The following is a 19,233-nucleotide window of genomic DNA, read 5'->3' as shown; positions in this document are numbered from 1 at the left end:
GGTAAGGTGCGGCTTTGTGACCACCGGCCTCGTCCCGAGGCCTCAACCGAAGGAGTCCGCCCATGAGCGTTGCCAAAGTCATCGAAATCTCCGCGTCCAGCACCAAGAGCTTTGAGGACGCGATCCTCACCGGCGTCGGCCGTGCCGCCGACACCATCGATCAGGTTCGCGGTGCCTGGATCAAGGAGCAGAAGGTCGTCATCGAAGGCGGCAAGATCAAGGAATACCGCGTCAACATGTCTGTGACCTTCGTCGTCGGCCAAGTCGACAAGTAGTCTGCGTCTGCCGCTCATTGCGGCAGAAAGCCCAAGAAATGCCCGCAGTACGTGGGCATTTTTGTGTTCGGGTCGCGCGCGTTTAGTGCGCCTCAGCCTGCTTGGCCGCGCGGATGGCGGCCTGCGTGTCGCCCTTGGCCCCGTTGAAGAACAGGTTCAGCAGCACCGCCGACATCGACGCCAGCAGGATGCCCGATTCGATCAGCGGGTGGATGGCGTGCGGCATCCACTGCAGGTAGCGCGGCGCGACCAGCGGGATCATGCCCATGCCGATGGAAATGGCGACGATCAGCGCGTTGTTGCGCTGGTGCGTGTAGTCCACCCCGCCCAGGATGCGGATGCCCGTGGTGGCGACCATGCCGAACATCACCAGACCCGCGCCGCCCAGCACCACGGCCGGCAGCGATTCGACCAGCGCGGCCATCTTGGGCAGCAGGCCCAGCACGATCAGGATGACGCCCGCCGCCACGCAGACAAAGCGGCTCTTCACGCCCGTGACCGCCACCAGGCCCACGTTCTGTGAAAAGCTGGTGTAGGGGAAGGTGTTGAAGATGCCGCCGATCAGCGTGCCCAGGCCGTCGGTGCGCAGACCGCGGGCGAGGGCGGGCTGGTCGATCTTGCGGTCGGTCATCTCGCCGAGGGCGAGAAACATGCCGGTCGATTCGATCATCACGACGATCATCACCAGCACCATGGTCAGGATCAGCACCGGGTCGAAGATCGGCATGCCGAAGTGAAAGGGAAGCACCACGTCCACCCAGTGCGCCTTGGCGACCTTGTCGAAGTTCATCATGCCCGTGGCGGCTGCGACCACGGCGCCGACGACGATGCCGACCAGCACCGAGATGTTGGCCAGAAAGCCGCGCGCGAACCGCGCCACCAGCAGGATGGTGGCCAGCACGATGGCCGACACCGCCACGCCGGACAGCGCGGCGTAGCGCGGGTTGGGCTCGGTCGGCGCCAGCGTCAGGCCCTGCGGTACAGGCGGCATGCCGGCCTGGCCCACGGCGGCCGAGCTGCGCAGCGTGCTCAGCCATTCCGAATGCTCAGGCGACACCGTCATCGGCGCCGTGGGGCCGACCGGGTTGCCGAAAATCCAGTTGATGCCCACGCGCATCAGGTTGATGCCGATCACCGCGATGATGGTGCCGGTGACGACCGGCGGGAAGAAGCGCAGCATGCGGCTGATCAGGGGTGCGATCAGGATCGAGACGATGCCCGCGCCGATGATGGCGCCAAAGATCATGCGCGCGCCGTCGGGCCCGGGGTTGGCATTGGCCATGGCCACCATGGGCCCGACCGAGGCGAAGGTCACGCCCATCATCACCGGTAGCTTGATGCCGAACCACTGCGTGGCGCCCAGCGCCTGGATCAGCGTGACCAGGCCGCAGCAGAACAGGTCGGCCGAGATCAGCAGCGCCACCTCGTCCGGGCTGAGCTTGAGGGCGCGCCCGACGATCAGCGGCACCGCGACCGCGCCGGCGTACATCACCAGCACGTGTTGCAGGCCCAGGGCCGTCAGCTTGCCGGTGGGCAGTCGTTCGTCGACCGGGTGGGTGCTGCTCATGCTTGTCTCCTGAAATTTATAGGTTTTCGGGCTGTAGCCCTAGGCATATCTGCGCAGGCAGCTATTATTTTGAAAGCAGATCGGCCAAGGTGCGGGCCACCACCTTGGTCGCGCGGCGCAGGTCTTCCAGGGCCACGCGCTCGTCGGCGCGTTTGGCGTGGCTTTCCAGCACGGTGCGCGGGCCGGCGCCGTAGATCACGCCGGGCACGCCGCGCTCCACGTACAGGCGCACGTCGGTGTACAGGGGCGTGCCCACGGCTTCGGGCGTTTCGCCGAAGACCGCCGCGCCGTGCTTTTGCAGCGCGTCGACCAGCGGCGCGTTGCCGGCCAGCGGCGTCATGGCGTTGGCCAGCAGCAGGCGGCGCACGCTGACGCGAAGGTCGCTGCGCCCGCGCGGCGGTGTGTAGCTGGCGGCGGCCTGCGCAATCGTTTCGCGCAGCGCCGCTTCGACCTCGGCGGCGTTTTCTTCGGGGATCATGCGGCGGTCGAGCTTGAACACCGCCTTGCCGGGCACGACGTTGGTGTTGGTGCCGCCTTCGATCTGGCCAATGTTGAGGTACGGGTGCGTGATGCCTTCGACCTTCGACGTGATCTGCTTGTAACCCGCGTTCAGCGCGTACAGCGCCTGCAGGATGTGCACCGCGCCCTGGATCGCGTCGCAGCCGCTGTCGGGGATGGCGGCGTGGCTCATCTCGCCTTCCACCGTCACTTCCATCTGCAGGCAGCCGTTGTGCGCCACGACCACCTGGTAGCTGAAGCCAGCGGCGATCATCAAGTCGGGCTTGGTCAGCCCGTTTTTCAGCAGCCAGCCGGGGCCCAGTTCGCCGCCGAATTCTTCGTCGTAGGTGAAGTGCAATTCGACTGCGCCGTGTTTCGGCTTGGCCACGGCTTCGAGCGCGCGCAGGGCGAAGGTGAAAGTGCCGAAGTCGCTCTTGCTGACGGCGGCGGCGCGGCCGAACAGCTGGCCGTCCACGATCTCGGCGCCGTAGGGGTCGTGCGACCAGCCGTCGCCCGGCGGCACCACGTCGCCATGCGCGTTCAGCGCGATGGTCGGGCCGCCTTCGCCAAAGGGGCGGCGCACGATCAGGTTGGTGATGCTTTGCATGCCGTAGGCCTGAACGTCGCTGGCCGGCACGGGGTGCTTTTCAGCGGTGTAACCCAGGTCTTGTAGCAGCTCGGCCGCGCGGTCGGCGTGCGGGGCGTTGTTGCCGGGCGGCGTGTCGGTGGGCACGCGCACCAGCGCCTGCACGAAGCGCACTTCCTCGTCAAAGTGCTGGTCGATCCAGGCGTCCAGGGCGGCGTAGGTGTCGGAAGAGGTCATTTTTGAATCAAATCAGGCCGTAGCCCTGGATGGATCTGCGCGAGAAGCTATGAAAGAAATAGCGTTGTGGCTGGCTCAAGCGGCTTGCAGGTCGCGCGCCAGATCGTCCAGCAGGCGCTGCATGGCGCGCACCGACAGCTCGATGTCCTCGGCGTTGCTGGACTCCAGCGGGTTGTGGCTGATGCCGCTGTTTTCGCCGCGCACGAACAGCATGGCCTGCGGCATGACCTTGTGCATCGTCATGGCGTCGTGGCCGGCGCCGCTGGGCAGCCGGAAGACCGGCAGACCGAGCGATTCGACGGCGCGCTCCCAGCGCTGCTGCCAGGCCGGATCGGACGGCGCGGCACTGACGCGCATGGTTTCTTCCAGCGCCAGGCCGACGCCGCGGCGCTCGGCGATCTGCTGGGCGCGCGCCAGCACATCGGCGGTGAGGCGGTCGCGCTGTGGGTCGTTGGGCGCGCGCAGGTCGAGCGTGAAAGCGCAGCGGCCGGGCACCACGTTGGTCGAGCCGCGCGGCACCTGCAGGATGCCCATGGTGGCGACCGAATCGGCGTCCTGCGCGGCGCGCTCCTCCAGGTACAGCGCCAGCTCGGCCGCGGCGCAGGCGGCGTCGTGGCGGCGGTTCATGGGCGTGGTGCCGGCGTGGCTGGCCTGGCCGATGAATTCGCCCGCGTAGCGCACGCTGCCGTTGATCGAGGTGACCACGCCCAGCGGCAGGTTCAGCTCGTTGAGCACCGGGCCTTGTTCGATGTGGACTTCGATGAAGCCGAGGTAGTCCGCCGGGTTGCGCTGCAACGACGCGATGTCTTCCACCCGCAGGCCGGCGTGGGCCATGGCCTGGCGCATGGTCACGCCGTCGGCGTCAGATTGATCCAGCCACGCGCTTTGGAATTCACCGATGAGCGCTTCCGAGCCGAGGAAAGACGTCTTGTAGCGCTGGCCTTCTTCTTCGGCGAAGCCGATCACCTCGAAATGGAAGGGCAGACGGCGACCGGCGCGCGCCAGCTCGCGCACGCACGCGATGGGCACGAAGATGCCCAGCCGCCCGTCGTAGCGGCCGGCGTTGCGCACGGTGTCGAAGTGGCTGCCGGTCATCAGCGTCTTCGCGCCTTGGGCGGCCCGGTCGGCGTGGTAGCGGCCCACTACGTTGCCCACCGCGTCGATGTGTACGTCGTCAAAACCCGCGCCCTGCATGGTCTGCACCAGGCTGGCGGCGCAGGCGCGGTGCGCATCGGTGAGGTAGGTGACGGCCAGCTGCCCTTGTTCGGCAAAGCCGGGGTCGCTGTGTTGCGCCAGGTCGGCATGCCAGTCCCACACGTCGTTGCCGAGCGCGGGCGCCACGCCGAACTTGTCTGCCAGGCGGATTTCAACGATGCGGTGGATGTTGCGCAGCGCCTCGGCGCGCTCAAAAGCCGGCTGGTGCGCCAGTCGGCGCGCAAAGGTGTCGATGATCTCGGCCTTGCTGAGACCCGTGCCGCGCGGGCCGCGCACCGCCAGGATGAAGGGAAAGCCAAACTTGGCGTTGTAGTCGGCGTTGAGCTGCAGGATGCGGGCGAATTCGTCGGGCGTGCATTCGGTCAGGCCCGCCTTGCCTTGTTCGTGGGTCGATTCGGCCGTCAGCGTGTTGGCCACCATCGCCTTGCCGGCCAACTCCGGGTGGGCGCGGATCAGCGCCAGCTGCCGGTCCACATCCGCTTTGGCCAGCACCTCGGTCATGACGTGCTTCAGGTGCGCCAGCGATCGGAACGGGCGCTGTGCCAGCGCCTCGTTGGCGATCCAGGGCGTGTGCTCGAACAGGCCGTCGAGCATCTGCTCGGCTTCGGCGGGCGGGGCGGCGTTGAGCTGGTCCAGGGTCAGGGGCATGGGGTTTGTCTCTCGGGTAGGTGCGCGTGCCGGCGCCAGGCGGCATGGCCTGACGCCGTGGTCTGTTCAGCGGGGGGAGGGGTGGGTGTTGACCCAGTGCTGGGCGATGTCGATGCGCTTGCACACCCACACGTCCTTGTGGCGCGCCACGTGGTCCATGAAGCGCTGTAGCGCGGTGATGCGGCCCGGGCGGCCGAGCAGGCGGCAGTGCATGCCGATGCTCAGCATCTTGGGGCGGTCCAGCCCTTGCGGATCGCCTTCGGCGTACAGCGCGTCAAAGCTGTCCTTCATGTACTGGTAGAACGGATCGGCGTGGCTGTAGCCCTGCGGCAGGGCGAAGCGCATGTCGTTGCAGTCCAGCGTGTAGGGCACGACCAGGTGCGGCACGACCTGGCCGTCGGTCTTGCGCACCTGCATCCAGAAGGGCAGGTCGTCGCCGTAGTAATCGCTGTCGTACAGCAGGCGGCCGTCGTCCACCACCAGGCGGCGGGTGTTCGGGCTGTCGCGGCCGGTGTACCAGCCCAGCGGACGGGTGCCGGTCTGCGCTTCGATCATGGCCAGCGCTTCTTCCATGTGGGCGCGTTCGGTGGCGTCGTCCACGTTCTGGTAGTGGATCCACTTCAGGCCGTGGCAGGCGATCTCGTCACCGCGCGCTTGAAAGGCTTGCGTGACTTCCGGGTGGCGCGCCAGGGCGGTGGCCACACCGAACACCGTCAGCGGCCAGCCGCGCGCGTCGAATTCGCGCAGGATGCGCCACACGCCGGCGCGCGCGCCGTATTCGTAGATGCCTTCCATGCTCATGTGCCGGGCCGGGTAGGCGGCCGGGTTGAACATCTCGGACAAGAACTGTTCGCTGGCCGCATCGCCGTGCAGCACGGCGTTTTCTCCGCCTTCTTCGTAGTTCAAAACGAACTGCAGCGCGATGCGCGCGCCACCGGGCCAACGCGCGTGCGGCACGTCGGCGCCGTAGCCCACCAGGTCGCGCGGGTAGGGCGCGGTGCTGTCGTAAATGCCGTGTTTCATGCTATTGATTAAGTAGCTGTTCGCGCAGATTCTGCTTGGGCCAGCGCCTGCTTTACGTCGTGTGTGGGGGCTGGTCGATCGAGGTTGAGGCCTTCTTCCACATGGTCCAGGTGTTCGCGCATCAGTTGGATGGCCTGGGCCACGTCGCCGGTGGCAAAGCATTCGATCAGCGCCTGGTGCTCGGCCGCCGAATCGTGCGCGGCGCTGCTGCTTTGGTACATCAGCGTGGCGATGGCGCAGCGCGCCAGCAGATCGCGCAGCACTTCGGCCAGGACGGCGTTGCCGATCAGCTCGGCCATCAGCACGTGGAAGTCGCCCAGCAGCTCGGTGCGGTCGGCGATGTCTTCGCGCGCGACGGCGGCTTGCTCTTTGGCGACGTGCTCGCGCAGGGTGGCCAGCTTGGCGGGTGTGGCGGACTGGACGAAGGCGCGCGTCAGCTCCATCTCCAGCATGCGGCGCACCTGGAAGACCTGGCGCGCTTCCTCGGTCGACGGGCTGGCGACGAAGGCGCCGCGCGCGGGCTCCAGCGTGACCAGGCGCTTTTGCGACAGCTGGAACAGCGCCTGCCGCACCAATGTGCGCGACACGCTGAAGTGGTCCGCCAGCGCCTGTTCGGCCAGCTTGCTGCCGGGGCGCAGACGGTGCTCAACAATGGCGCGGGTGAGCGCGTGGACGATGGTCTCGGTGTTCGAGGCTTCCATGGAGCGCGATGATAGGCGGGATCGAGAAAAGTGTATACACTTTTGTGAACAATGCGGAAAAGGAGTCTCACATGGGCCTGAGCACCCACGTACTCGACACGATGCACGGCACGCCCGCCGCCGGCATGGCGGTCACCCTCTACACCTTGGCGGGCGATACCCCGACCCTGGTCAAACGCTTCACGCTGAACGACGACGGCCGCAACCCCGACGGGCCGCTGTACGACAACGCCAGCCTGAAGGCGGGCACCTACCGCCTCAGCTTCGACGTCGCCGACTACTTCCGCGCCAAGGGGGTGGACCTGCCCGAGCCGCCGTTTCTGAACATCGTGCACCTCGACTTCGGCATCGCCCACACGGACCAGCACTACCACGTGCCGCTGCTGTGCAGCCCGTGGAGCTATTCGACGTACCGGGGGTCGTGAGGAACGCAGGGCGCGGGTGATCGATACTTCAGGCGCTGCCGCGGTGGACGCGGTAGGACCGTGAAATCCCTGTGACCCAACTGACAGAACTGTTTGACCGCTTGGAGCGCGCCACCGCTGTGCTCGTCACGGTTGCCTCAACCCAAGGCTCTGCTCCGCGTGAAGCGGGGGCCTGGATGGCGGTCTGGCAGGAGGGGCAGGTGGGCAGCATCGGCGGTGGCCAGTTGGAATGGCAGGCGCTGGCCCATGCGCGGCAGGTGCTGGCCGGCAATGCGCCAGCGGGCGAGACGCTGCGCTACGCGCTGGGCCCCAGCCTGGCGCAGTGCTGCGGCGGCGTGGTGCAGCTGCGCTTTGAGCGGGTCGACGCCACGCAGGGCGAAGCCTTGCGCCAGCGCTTGGCGTCAGCGCAGCCACCGGTCGCGCTGTTCGGCGGCGGCCATGTGGGGCGCGCCATCGTCAAGTTGTTGTCCGACCTGCCGTTCGACGTGCTGTGGGTGGACAGCCGCGACGAGGTGTTTCCGCCTGATACCCCGCAGCACGTGCGCTGCGACCATTCCGACCCGGTGCAGGCCGCGGTGACCGACATGGCGCCGGGCAGCCGGGTGGTGATCATGAGCTTCAGCCACGCCGAGGATTTCGACATCCTGGTGGCTTGCCTGCTGCGCCAGCGCGGGCAGGGCGACTTGCCCTACATCGGCCTGATCGGCTCCAAGACCAAATGGGCCAGTTTTCGAAGGCGCCTGCGTGAGCGCGGCTTCAGCGACGCTGAACTGGCGCACGTCACCTGCCCGATCGGCGTGCCGGGCATCACCGGCAAAGCGCCTGCCGTGGTGGCCGTGGCGACGGTGGCGCAGCTGCTGCAGACCGTGCCGGTCGCCTGAATTTGGACAAAAAATGGCGCCCAGAGGGCGCCAGTTGTGCGCAGGCAGCTCCTGAAAAAGGAGCGCCTTACGGCCATCAACCCTGGTGCGGACGCTTGCCGGGATTTTTCTTGCTGCGCGTGTGCGCGCCGCGCTCCAGGCTGCGCAGCTGGCCGGTGGCCTGCTTGCGCACGGGGGCGCCGGGCAGCGGTGGGGTGGCCTTGCGCATGGCTTCGGTAACGATCTTGTTGCCCATGATGAATCCTTTGTGTGGTGGGTGGGTGCCGAACGGTTAACCGCGCATTTTCGCCGATTTTTGAGCGTTTGGGTGTGCTTTGTAGGCAAATTGTGGTTTGGCGTCGGCGCGACAGCATCCAGTTGGAGTTTGCACACAGTTTTGTATACACTTTCGGCCAGACCGCAGCGGTGCCCCGCGGCGCGCGACCGGCCAGCAGGCCGGGCTTGCGCCGGATGCGCGGTCGTTCGACTTTTACCGGCTTGCAGCGCCCGCGGTGGCGAGCCGATCTGGGGCACGTTATGGAAGCGTATTTACTGGATTGGGCCAACCTGCTGCTGCGTTGGCTGCACGTGATCGTGGCGATCGCCTGGATCGGCTCGTCGTTCTATTTCGTCTTTCTGGACAACAACCTGCTGGCGCCGACGGCCGACGACCTGAAGAAAAAGGGCGTGGACGGCGCGATGTGGGCGGTGCACGGCGGCGGCTTCTACAACCCGCAGAAGTACATGGTGGCGCCGCAGGGCGGCATCATCGACAGCAAGCTGCACTGGTTCTATTGGGAAAGCTATTCGACCTGGCTATCTGGCTTTGCGCTGTTCTGCGTGCTCTACCTCTGGAACGCCAGCGCCTTCCTGATCGACAAGCAGGTGTTCGACTGGTCGCCCGTGGCCGCGGGCTTCACCGCCGTGGGCTTTCTGGTGGCGTTCTGGTTCGTCTACGACGCCATCTGCCGCGTGTTCGGCTTCCGCCAGAACGGCGAGCGCACGGTGGCGCTGCTGCTGATCGTGGTGGTGGCGGCGGCGACCTGGCTGGCCTGCCACTTGTTCTCGGGCCGCGCGGCCTTCCTGATCATCGGCGCCATGCTGGCCACAACGATGAGCGCCAACGTCTTTTTCTGGATCATCCCCGGCCAGCGCAAGGTGGTGGCGGCCATGACCGGCGGCGGTGCCTACGACGCCAGCAGCCTGGCCATCCACGGCAAGCGCGGGAAGCAGCGCAGCGTGCACAACACCTACTTCACGCTGCCCGTGCTGATCGCCATGCTCAGCAACCACTACAGCTTTTTGTACAGCCATTCGCACAAGTGGATCGTGCTGTTCGTGCTGATGATGGCCGGCGCGCTGATCCGCCAGTTCTTCGTGCAGCGCCACGGTTGGCACCTGGGCCGCGCCAAGAACCCTTGGCCGTTTGCGGCGATGGGCGTGGTGCTGCTGATCGGCCTGATCGCCTGGATGCGCCCGGCGCCCAGGGCCGCCAGTGCCGCCACAGGTGCACCGGCCGCCGCGCCCGTGGGCTACGCGCAACTGCGCCCGGTGCTGGAACAGCGCTGCTACAGCTGCCACGGGGAAGCGGTGCAGATGAAGAACCTGCGCCTGGATTCTGAAGAGCAGGTGGCGCTGCACGCCCAGCAGATCTACCAGCAGGCGGTGGTCACCAAGATCATGCCGCTGTCCAACGCCACGCAGATGACCGACGACGAGCGGGCGCTGGTGGCGCGCTGGTTCGAGGGGCGCGGGGCCGGCAAGTAAGCCGCGCGCGGGCGCTGGCTACCTTCGGCACTTCGGTGCACGGTGGCCCAACGAGGACTGTGACGACGCGGCGCGCGCGGTGGGGCGTTGGATAGGCGCCAGAGGCGCTAGGAATTACGTAGCTGTCTGCGCAGGTGGTTGTAGGGCTGGCAGCAGAAATTGTTTAGAAATTGCGAACTGCCGCGAAGGATGAGCCCGCCGACGGCCCTTTTGTCAACCTGTCACGATCGCGTTGAAGCCGCGGCCACAGGCTGCAGGCGCACCAAGGAACCATAGGCGGACAGGCCGCCCATCGGCAAGCGGCATCGCCGCGTGGCCAAGGACCGCGTTCAGGCGCGGCCAGTGGACGATGACGACGCAGGCGGCACGATGATGGCTTCGCTGGTCGCGCGCACGCGGCGCGTCGTGCGAGCCGAGCTGCCGAGCGATCGGCCCGTCGGTGGCGGCAGCGCCAGCGGCGCGGCCAGGGCGACTTTCACGCAATCGCGGATGTGCTGCTCGCCCAGGTAACGCAGGGCCGCGTAACCCAGCGCGCCGGACACCAGCTGGCCGGCCAGCGGCACGTATTTGGCGGCCTGCGCAGCGGTGAGGCGCATGCCGACCATGCGGGCAAAACGGACCACCAGCGTCTTGGTGACCACGCGGCCGATCAGCACCGAGCCGATCATGGCGATGGCTTTTTGCACGCGCTCTTTTTCGCGGGCGTCCAGTCTTTCGATCTGCGCCGGCGCCAGGCCGAATTCGCTGTTGATGCGCGGCAGAAGGCGCGTCAGCATGGCGGCGTCAACGGCCCAGTCGAGGCCGGGGAAGGGCACGGCACCGGCCACGCCAGCGACCATCGCGCGTTTGCGCAGCAACTGGCGGCTGCGCTGAACGGCTTGTTCCAGGCCGAAGTGACCTTGGGCGAGTTGCAGTGCGTCGGGTTCAGAGGAGCGAAGAGCCATGGCGTGGGGCGGGCCGGCCACCGGCGGCGGGAAAGCGTCTGGTGGCGGCCCGGGGGAAGTTACTTCTTGGTGACGAGGCCGTAGATGAACAGCACGATGATGGCGCCGATGATCGATGCGATCCAGCCCATCGGCGAGCCCGCCGGGTACAGGCCCAGCGCGGCGCCGCCGTAGCTGGCGACCAGCGAACCGACGATGCCCAGGATGGTCGTCATGATGAGGCCCATGCTCTGGTTGCCCGGCATGATGGCGCGGGCGATCAGGCCCACGATGAAGCCGACGACGATGGTGATGATGATGCCCATGTGGTGTTCCTTTCTTCCTCAGTCCAAAGGTGGTTAGACAGCGCAAACTGTAACCCTGCCTTACGACACCAAGGCCGCCCTGGGGCTAATTCGCGGCATTGGCCTACATGGGACTCGCGCCGCGCACCAAGGGCCCATCTGGCACGGGCGCGGCTGTCATCGGCGCGTCACACGGCGGCCGATTGTTCCAGCGTTTGCAGGCTGTCGGACAGTTCCAGCCAGCGCGCTTCCAGCTGCTCCAGCTCGTCGCCCAGCACCTTCAGGCGGCGGCCGGCCTGGGCAATCTCGTCGGGCGGCAGCGGCTGGCTGAGCTGCGCCTCCAGCGCGTTGCGCTCGCCGCCGATGGCGTCCATGCGCGCTTCCGCCTGGGCCAGCTCGCGCTTGAGCGGGCGCGTCTGATCGGCCAGTTGCTGGCGCCGCTGCGCGTCCTGGCGGCGCTGGTCGGCGGCGCTCAGCGCGGGGGCTGCGGGTGCCGCAGTGGTCACGGGCGCGGCAGCGGGTTGAGGGTCTTTTAAGGCTTCAGCCCTAGATCCATCTGCGCTGGCAGCTAGCGATTCGATAGCATTGCGCTTGGCGTTGGCTTCGCGCTGGCGTTTGGCTTCGTCCAGCAGGTAGCGCTGGTAGTCGTCCAGGTCGCCATTGAAATCGGTCACCTTGCCGCGCCCGACCAGCCAGAACTCGTCGCACACCGAACGCAGCAGCGCGCGGTCGTGGCTGACCAGCATCAGCGTGCCTTCGAATTCGTTCAGCGCCACCGCCAGCGCCTCGCGCGTGGCCAAGTCCAGGTGGTTGGTCGGCTCGTCCAGCAGCAGCAGGTTGGGGCGCTGCCACACCATCATGGCCAGCACCAGACGGGCTTTTTCACCGCCGCTCATGGTGCCCACGGGCTGCTTGACCATCTCGCCGCTGAAGTTGAAGCTGCCCAGAAAGCCGCGCAGATCCTGCTCGGTGCTGCGCTCGGGCGCGGCCGCGCCCAGCTCGCGCGCCAGGCGCACCATGTGCTCCAGCGGGTTGCTGCCGGGGTGCAGCACGTCCAGCTCCTGCTGCGCGAAGTAGCCGATGTTCAGGCCCTTGCCTTCGGTCACCGTGCCGGCCAGCGCACCCATTTCGCGCGCGATGGTCTTCACGAAGGTCGATTTGCCCTGGCCGTTGGCGCCCAGAATGCCGATGCGCTGGCCCGCCAGGACGGAGCGGTTGACGCCCGCCAGGATCACCTTGGGCGGTGCATCGTCCTGCACGTAGCCGAAGCTGGCATCGCTCACGCTCAGCATCGGGTTGGGCAGGTTGGCGGGTTCCTTGAATTCGAAGCTGAAGTCGGCCTCGGCCAAGAGCGGCGCCACCTTTTCCATGCGCTCCAGCGCCTTGACGCGGCTTTGCGCCTGCTTGGCCTTGCTCGCCTTGGCCTTGAAGCGGTCGATGAACTTCTGCAGGTGCGCAATCTTTTCCTGCTGCTTGGTGAAGGCCTGCTGCTGCTGCTCCATCTGCAGCGCGCGCATGTCCTCGAACTTGCTGTAGTTGCCGCCGTAGCGCGTGAGGCGCGCGTTTTCGATGTGCAGGGTGACGTCGGTCACGGCGTCGAGGAATTCGCGGTCGTGGCTGATCACGATCATGGTGCCGGCGTAGCGCTGCAGCCAGCTTTCCAGCCAGACCAGGGCGTCCAAATCCAGGTGGTTGGTCGGCTCGTCCAGCAGCAGCAGGTCGCTTGGGCACATCAGCGCGCGCGCCAGCTGCAGGCGCATGCGCCAGCCGCCAGAGAAGCTGTTGACCGGCTGATCCAGCTCGGGCACCTGAAAGCCCAGGCCGAGGATCAGCGCCTGCGCGCGCGGCACGGCGTCGTGCTCGCCCGCGTCGGCCAGGTCGGTATGGGCCTGGCCCAGCGCCATGCCCGCGTCCACGTCGTCCGGGTTGGCTTCGTGCGCCGCTTCGGCCTGCGCCAGGCGCTCGCGCACCTCCATCAGGCGGGTGTCACCGGCCACCACGAAATCGGTGGCCGACTCCTCGGTTTCGGGCATGTGCTGCGCCACCTGCGCCAGCCGCCACTGTTTGGGCACCGAAAAATCGCCGCCATCTTCGTGCAGCGTGCCGTTGAGCAGCGCGAACAGCGTGGACTTGCCCGCGCCATTGCGCCCCACCAGCCCGACTTTCTCGCCAGGGTTGAGGGTGACGGAGACGCTGTCGAGCAGCACTTTGGCGCTGCGGCGGAGGATGATATTTTTGAGGGTGATCAAGCTCTTACTGCTTTACTTCGAACCAGACCAGGCCCCCGGATTGACCGAGAGCGGTCAGAAACGGGTTGGTCGAAAGCGCCCGTCCGTCGTCGTCCGCTGGTGCGAGCACGCGTTCCGCGCCGGTGAGGGAAAAATCGAACCGACCGGGATCGATGGAAACGGTCACGACATCCGCTTGGGGTGACGTGACCTGGTAGGTAGCGTCACCCGCCATGGCGGAGAGCCGAAAATCCAGATGCTGATAGCGATTCACCGTCGGCCACAGCGACGCCGGTAGCGCCAAATCTCGCCAGAGCGTGCGATGCGGGTAGTAGAACACGCCATTGACGGTGGGTACGCCCAGCGCCGCCAGTTCCAAGGCTTGCATCCCGCTGCCCAAAAACAGCGTCCGCAGTGGGCGTGGCGGCGTTGCTGTCAGGTCGTACGCAAAGGGCTTGGTCGCGTCGGCCACGCTGACCGATTTGGGTGCGAGCGAGAGAGGGTTGAATCCCAGCGCCGTGATGAGGCCCAGTGTCAGGGCCATGCCGACGGCTGCGCCGAGACGGCCCCGCATCATCCACCATGCTATGGCGGCGCCGGCGCTGCCCATGGCGATTTCATAGACCAGGCTGTTGCGCGAGAAATGCGTGGTCGGCAGACTGTGCAGTGCGTACATCACCATGACGCCGCTGCCAAGCGCAATCAGCGATGCGCTCACAGCGACGGCGGGTGTTCGTGATCGTGGGTGAGTGCCCTGTGCCCGATGCACGCCGTGTATCAGTGCCAGCAGCGCGGTACCCGCCAGGGCAAACGCCAATTCGGTTCGATCGGTGCGTGCGCGGCCCCACTGGCTCAGCTGGGCCAACCATTCGGGCAAGCCGATGAAGGCGTACCAAAGCGTGAGCGCGAGAAATGCGGTACAGGCGCGGATCGACCACTTGTGGTGTGATTCCCGCCACCCATGCCAGAGACCCAGGCCCAGCAACATCCAGGGCAACAGGTAGTAGGCGCTGATCTCGCTCTGGTTGGAGCCCGGGCCGGTACCGTACATGGTGGTTTCGGCGTTGGAAAATCCGCGCAGAAACTGGCTCATGTTGGCATCGCCGCCCAGGGCTGTCGTGCGTTGCCCCGGGTACACGGTGGCGCTCAACTGGGCTATGGCGTCATGTGTGTCCAGCCACCAACTGAAAAGCAGACCGCCAGCGATGCAAAGGCTGACGACGCTACCGGCCCACTGGGCGGTGGTCCAACGGCACTGCGCGCGGTAATCCAGCACATGGCCCAGCAGCAGAAAAGCCATGAGCGTGCCCACGGTGACTTGCCACGGGGGATAGAGCAGGAGGACCCAGGCGGCCACCAGCCAGCCCGCCAATGCGCCCCACGCAAGTCCGAGGATCACGGTTCGCGCCCGCAACAGCGCCAGTGCGACGCCCAGCAGACCTACCGGGAACAGCACCGCATAAAGTGGCCAGTTCGACCATGCCGTGGCGTACGGCGCCATGGCAAAGCTGGCGGTGGCGGCCAGGTTGAAACCACGTCCCAGCGGATTGAGCCGGTTCAGCAGCAACCAGACGACGGTCAAGCAGGCAAAGAACGGCAGCTGCCACTGCCAGCTCAGCGCTTGGCGAAGGGGTAGCAAAAAGTGGCCCCAGGTGGCTGGTCGAGCAAGCGCCGCGAACTGGGCGATGGGCGCTCCCGTCATGCCGATGACGCCCATGTTTTGGCCTTCAATGCCGATGTGGGAATTGACCACCGGGAAACGCGGGCTGTGCTGATGCTGGGCGAGCACATTGGGCGTCAGCACGGCCCATTCATCGGTGCGAATGTTGCGCAGTGGCAGCACTCGCAGCATTGACCCCTCGAAGCTGGCGGCACCCACGCCGACTGGGCTTCTGGTCAGCAGCTGCCAGGAGCTTCCCGTCACGCCGAGCGCAACCAGGACCGCGAAGCTGACGGCGATCCAGGCCACGACCCGCCGCGTGGACCCCGCCACCCAGGTGCTTGCGCGCTCCGCGGCTCGCCGAGCCGCAGGCCAATACGCGACCCCGATGCCCAGAGCCACTACCAACAGCACGACCGCATGGCGACCAGGCATGCCCCTAACGTGCACGCGTGTTGGCTCGCCATCAACGCTCGGCAGGGCCAACAAGGTTCCGTCTGGAAATTCAGCAACGACGTCCACGCGTGGCATACCTGCGGACAGGCGCGTATTGGGGCGAACCGTCAGTACGAAGCCGACCCCGGTGGACGCGGCGTCACCCAGTTGCGTACCCAAGTCGGGCCGGTTCACGGTGTTGACCGACACCGTTTCGGTGGACGCGTCGCGGACGCGGACCATGAAGCGTCGCGGCACGGCCTGATGGTCGCCGGACCAGGCCCAACCGCGAATTTCAAGCAGGCCGTGTTCCCCGTCGTAACTCAGCGCATCAATAGCACCCTGAGCAGTCGCCGATGCGTTTGCTGAAGCCGTTGTGCTACAGGCCAGCCAGAGCCCGAGCAGGACCAGGCGCAAAGCTGCGAACAGCAAACGTAGCGGAGCGAACGGCACGGATAGCAACCAGCAGGGTGAAAGAGGGAGGGCAAGTACCCTCGTCAGACGAAGGGCGCGGGCAGCAACAGAACTTGGTCGTCACCGGCGCTGGTGTCCAGCCAGATCGGGTTCAGGTGCGGAAACGCGGCTTCGAAATGCGCGCGTTCGTGACCGATTTCCAGCACCAGCACGGCGTGTTCCGTCATGCGGCTGGGCGCGTCTTTGAGCAGCTGGCGCACGAAATCCATGCCGTCGATGCCGCCGGCCAGGGCCAGTTCGGGCTCGGCGCGGTATTCGGCGGGCAGCGCGGCCATGCTTTGCGCGTTGACGTAGGGCGGGTTGCAGAGGATGAGATCGTACGGGCCGTCGCAGTGCGCCAGGCCGTCGGATTCGATCAGCCGGATGCGGTTGTGCAGCGCGTGGCGTTGCACGTTGAGCTTGGCCACGGCCAGGGCGTCGGTGCTCAGGTCGGCCGCGTCCACCTGTACGTCGGGCCAGGCCATGGCGGCCAGTACGGCCAGGCTGCCATTGCCGGTGCACAGGTCGAGCACGCGGCGGGTGCGATCGCTCAGCCACGGGTCGATCCTGCCGTCGGCAATGGTTTCGGCGATCAGGCTGCGCGGCACGATGACGCGCTCGTCCACCGTGAAGGGCACGCCCTGCAGCCAGGCTTCGCCAATCAGGTAGGCCAGCGGCTTGCGCGTGTCAATGCGCGCTTTCAAAAGCGTAGCTGCTTGCGCTTGGCTGGCGGGCGCTACAGGCTGATTTGATGCTGAATCGGTGAAGTCCGTATCCAGCGGCAGGCCCAGCGCGTGCAGCACCAGCCAGGCGGCTTCGTCACGCGCGTTGGTGGTGCCGTGGCCGAAGCCGACACCGGCTTCGGAGAGGGCGCGCTCAGTGTCGGCGACGAGTTCGGCGAGCGTCATGCGCCGTCGCCAGAGGCGAGCGCGGCCAGGTTTTCCAGCACGCGGCGGTAGATGGCAGTCAGCGGCTCGATGTCGGCCAGGGCGATGTGCTCGTCGATCTTGTGGATGCTGACGTTGGGCGGGCCGAGTTCGATCACCTGCGGACAGATCTGGGCGATGAAGCGCCCGTCGCTGGTGCCGCCGGTGGTGGACAGCTCGGTCTCGATGCCCGTCTCGGCGCGGATCGCGGCCTGCACGGCCTGCACCAGGGTGCCGGGCGTGGTCAGGAAGGGGCGGCCGCCCAGCGTCCACTTCAGGTCGTGGTCCAACCCGTGCTTTTGTAGAACGGCTTCGACGCGCTGCTGCAGCGATTCGGGCGTGGATTCGGTGCAGAAGCGGAAGTTGAAGTCCACCACCACCTGGCCGGGGATGATGTTGCTGGCGCCGGTGCCGCCGTGGATGTTGCTGACCTGCCAGCTGGTGGGCGGGAAGAACTCGTTGCCGCGGTCCCATTCGATGGCGACCAGCTCGGCCAGCGCGGGTGCGAGCTGGTGGATGGGGTTGCGCGCCAGGTGCGGGTAGGCGATGTGACCCTGGATGCCTTTGACCGTGAGGCGGCCCGACAGCGTGCCGCGGCGGCCGTTCTTGATCATGTCGCCGGTGCGGTCGACGCTGGTGGGTTCGCCGACGATGCAGTAATCCAGCACTTCGCCGCGCGCCTTCAGGGCTTCGCAAACGACGACGGTGCCGTCCAAGGCTGGGCCTTCCTCGTCGCTGGTCAGCAGCAGGGCGATGTTGAGCGGTGCGTTGGGGTGCGCGGCCAGGAACTGCTCGGTCGCCACGACAAAGGCGGCGATGGACGTCTTCATGTCGCTGGCGCCGCGGCCATAGAGCTTGCCGTCGCGCTCGGTCGGCACGAACGGGTCGCTGGTCCACTGCTCCAGCGGGCCGGTGGGCACAACGTCGGTGTGGCCGGCAAAGACTATGGTTTTAGGAGCTGCCCGCGCAGATGGTTGTATGGCTGCAGGCCGTTTTGACCACAAATTGCGGACGCGGAAGTTGTCCGGCCCGCTGTCGATGATTTCGTTGACGAAGCCCAGCGGCGCCAGCCGTGCGGCCAGCAGGTCGATGCAGCCCGCGTCCTGCGGTGTGACGGAGGGGCGGGCGATCAGGTCTTCGGCGAGGGCGCGGGTGGCGGACGTGTTGGCCATGAAGTTGCTTGGTGCCTCAGCCCAGGCGCGAGTCGGCGAAGCTGCCCAGCTTGGAATCCTGGAAGCCCGAGTTGTTGAAGCCGCTGTTGCCAAAGCCGGTGCGCGGGAAGCCGCTCTTGCCCGGCGCCGGCACGTCCAGCGTGATTTCGGTGAAGGACGGCTCGTCGCTGGCCGCCTCGTCGTCTGCCTGCGGCTGGTTGGCGGAATAGCGCGTGGTGTCGTTCTGCAGGCGCCACATCAGGTTGGTCGGCGAATCGGCGTTGGCCAGGCCTTCCTTGCGGTCGATGATGCCGGCGTTGATCAGGCGCGCCAGGTCTTGTTCAAAAGTCTGCGAGCCTTCGGCGATGGAGTTGTCCATGGCTTCCTTGACGCCGGAGAAGTCGCTCTTTTCGATCAGGTCGGCCACCAGCTTGGTGTTCAGCATCACTTCGACGGCGGGCGTGCGGCCGCCGTCCAGCGTGCGGATCAGGCGCTGCGACACGATGGACTTCAGCGCCGCGGCCAAATCGCCCAGCAGGGTGGGGCGCACTTCGACTGGGTAGAAGCTCAACACCCGGTTCAGCGCCTGGTAGCTGTTGTTGGCGTGCAGCGTGGCCAGGCACAGGTGGCCCGACTGCGCGTAGGCGATGGCGGCGGACATGGTTTCGCGGTCGCGGATCTCGCCAATCAGGATCACGTCAGGCGCCTGGCGCAGCGCGTTCTTCAGGCCGATCTGCAGCGCGCCGGTGTCGGAGCCGACTTCGCGCTGGTTCACCAGCGATTTCTTGTTGGTGAAGATGTATTCGATCGGGTCTTCAATCGTCAGGATGTGGCCAGGCACCAGGCCGTTGCGGTGGTCCAGCATGGCGGCCAGCGAGGTCGATTTGCCGGCGCCGGTGGCGCCCACCATCAGGATCAGGCCGCGCTTTTCCATCACCAGCATTTTCAGGATACCGGGGAGATTGAGCGTGTCCAATGCTGGAATATTGGGGCTGATGAAGCGAACCACCGCGGCATAGGTGCCGCGTTGGCGCATGGCCGACAGACGGAAGTTGCCCAGGCCATGGATCGGGATGGCCATGTTCAGCTCGCCCGTCTCACGCAGCTCTTCGATGCGGTTGGGCGGCACCACATCGATCAGCAGGTTCATCACCGCGTCGGGCGGCAAGAGCTGGCTGTTGATGGGGTGGCATTCGCCGTTGATCTTGATCGTCGCCGGCGCATGCGCCGACAGGTACACGTCCGAGGCCTGCTTTTCGGCCATCAGGTGCAGGATGCGTTCCATCATGGATTGCGGCGCTGCGGGCATGGACTTCCTCCGGACGCGAACGTTTTTTTAAGGGTGCAGGG

At 66.5% G+C, this 19,233-nt stretch carries 17 protein-coding genes; 4 read left to right on the top strand and 13 right to left on the bottom strand.

Annotated elements, in window-relative coordinates; all coding sequences use genetic code 11:
• The first annotated feature begins 62 nt into the window (after nt 1-62).
• Nucleotides 63-275, top strand: a complete 213-nt coding sequence (locus FVQ98_RS01485) for a dodecin family protein (protein ID WP_147911637.1) — start codon at nt 63-65, stop codon at nt 273-275.
• Nucleotides 276-357: 82 nt separating this feature from the next.
• On the opposite strand, the gene FVQ98_RS01480 is transcribed toward FVQ98_RS01485, so the two are convergent.
• The 5 genes from FVQ98_RS01480 to FVQ98_RS01460 form a co-directional block, all read right to left on the bottom strand.
• On the bottom strand, nt 358-1,842 hold the full coding sequence (locus FVQ98_RS01480) for a nucleobase:cation symporter-2 family protein (RefSeq protein WP_147911636.1): 1,485 nt from the start codon (nt 1,840-1,842) through the stop codon (nt 358-360).
• A gap of 64 nt (nt 1,843-1,906) precedes the next feature.
• Entirely contained in the window at nt 1,907-3,163 is a 1,257-nt protein-coding gene (locus FVQ98_RS01475; protein ID WP_147911635.1) for a M20/M25/M40 family metallo-hydrolase, read from the bottom strand.
• Between the two features lie 75 nt (nt 3,164-3,238).
• Nucleotides 3,239-5,026 carry a 2-oxo-4-hydroxy-4-carboxy-5-ureidoimidazoline decarboxylase gene (uraD, locus tag FVQ98_RS01470; protein WP_147911634.1) on the bottom strand — a complete coding sequence of 596 codons (1,788 nt, stop codon included), beginning with the start codon at nt 5,024-5,026 and terminating at the stop codon, nt 3,239-3,241.
• A gap of 66 nt (nt 5,027-5,092) precedes the next feature.
• Nucleotides 5,093-6,049: an allantoinase PuuE gene (gene puuE, locus FVQ98_RS01465; RefSeq protein WP_147911633.1), complete on the bottom strand. Its 957-nt coding sequence runs from the start codon at nt 6,047-6,049 to the stop codon at nt 5,093-5,095.
• A gap of 8 nt (nt 6,050-6,057) precedes the next feature.
• Nucleotides 6,058-6,750 (bottom strand): GntR family transcriptional regulator, encoded by a 693-nt coding sequence (locus tag FVQ98_RS01460; protein ID WP_147911632.1) that lies wholly within the window; start codon nt 6,748-6,750, stop codon nt 6,058-6,060.
• Between the two features lie 71 nt (nt 6,751-6,821).
• Here FVQ98_RS01460 and uraH point away from each other — a divergent pair, with 71 nt between their 5' ends.
• Nucleotides 6,822-7,175 (top strand): hydroxyisourate hydrolase, encoded by a 354-nt coding sequence (gene uraH / locus FVQ98_RS01455; RefSeq protein ID WP_147911631.1) that lies wholly within the window; start codon nt 6,822-6,824, stop codon nt 7,173-7,175.
• A gap of 71 nt (nt 7,176-7,246) precedes the next feature.
• The gene (gene xdhC, locus FVQ98_RS01450) at nt 7,247-8,056 is read left to right on the top strand and encodes a xanthine dehydrogenase accessory protein XdhC (RefSeq protein ID WP_147911630.1); all 810 of its coding nucleotides are present in this window, start codon (nt 7,247-7,249) and stop codon (nt 8,054-8,056) included.
• Nucleotides 8,057-8,132: 76 nt separating this feature from the next.
• On the opposite strand, the gene FVQ98_RS19550 is transcribed toward xdhC, so the two are convergent.
• A complete protein-coding gene (locus FVQ98_RS19550) occupies nt 8,133-8,291 on the bottom strand; it encodes a hypothetical protein (protein WP_187265586.1) in 159 nt (52 codons plus the stop codon).
• A 281-nt stretch (nt 8,292-8,572) separates the two neighbouring features.
• On the opposite strand from FVQ98_RS19550, the gene FVQ98_RS01445 reads away from it, so the two are divergent.
• On the top strand, nt 8,573-9,802 hold the full coding sequence (locus FVQ98_RS01445) for a urate hydroxylase PuuD (protein WP_147911629.1): 1,230 nt from the start codon (nt 8,573-8,575) through the stop codon (nt 9,800-9,802).
• Nucleotides 9,803-10,131: 329 nt separating this feature from the next.
• Here the strand turns inward: FVQ98_RS01445 and FVQ98_RS01440 are convergent, their stop codons facing one another.
• The 7 genes from FVQ98_RS01440 to FVQ98_RS01410 all read right to left on the bottom strand — a co-directional run bounded on the left by FVQ98_RS01440 (nt 10,132) and on the right by FVQ98_RS01410 (nt 19,192).
• Complete coding sequence (locus FVQ98_RS01440; protein WP_370512901.1) at nt 10,132-10,746, bottom strand: hypothetical protein; 615 nt, start codon at nt 10,744-10,746, stop codon at nt 10,132-10,134.
• A gap of 59 nt (nt 10,747-10,805) precedes the next feature.
• A complete protein-coding gene (locus FVQ98_RS01435; RefSeq protein ID WP_147911628.1) occupies nt 10,806-11,051 on the bottom strand; it encodes a GlsB/YeaQ/YmgE family stress response membrane protein in 246 nt (81 codons plus the stop codon).
• Between the two features lie 167 nt (nt 11,052-11,218).
• Entirely contained in the window at nt 11,219-13,279 is a 2,061-nt protein-coding gene (locus FVQ98_RS01430) for an ABC-F family ATP-binding cassette domain-containing protein (protein WP_147911627.1), read from the bottom strand.
• 4 nt (nt 13,280-13,283) lie between these two features.
• Nucleotides 13,284-15,806 (bottom strand): DUF7657 domain-containing protein, encoded by a 2,523-nt coding sequence (locus FVQ98_RS01425; RefSeq protein WP_147911626.1) that lies wholly within the window; start codon nt 15,804-15,806, stop codon nt 13,284-13,286.
• Between the two features lie 44 nt (nt 15,807-15,850).
• Nucleotides 15,851-16,714, bottom strand: a complete 864-nt coding sequence (gene prmB, locus FVQ98_RS01420; protein ID WP_147911625.1) for a 50S ribosomal protein L3 N(5)-glutamine methyltransferase — start codon at nt 16,712-16,714, stop codon at nt 15,851-15,853.
• Nucleotides 16,711-17,904: a succinyl-diaminopimelate desuccinylase gene (gene dapE, locus FVQ98_RS01415; RefSeq protein WP_147911624.1), complete on the bottom strand. Its 1,194-nt coding sequence runs from the start codon at nt 17,902-17,904 to the stop codon at nt 16,711-16,713. The genes prmB and dapE overlap by 4 nt, the downstream gene beginning before the upstream one ends.
• A 16-nt stretch (nt 17,905-17,920) precedes the next feature.
• Entirely contained in the window at nt 17,921-19,192 is a 1,272-nt protein-coding gene (locus FVQ98_RS01410) for a PilT/PilU family type 4a pilus ATPase (RefSeq protein WP_255507567.1), read from the bottom strand.
• Nucleotides 19,193-19,233 lie beyond the last annotated feature (41 nt).

It is taken from the genome of Ottowia flava (assembly GCF_008017535.1).
Lineage (GTDB): Bacteria > Pseudomonadota > Gammaproteobacteria > Burkholderiales > Burkholderiaceae_C > Ottowia > Ottowia flava.
The sequence above is the reverse complement of the archived record's forward strand: the minus strand, read 5'-3'. Positions and strand labels throughout refer to the sequence as shown.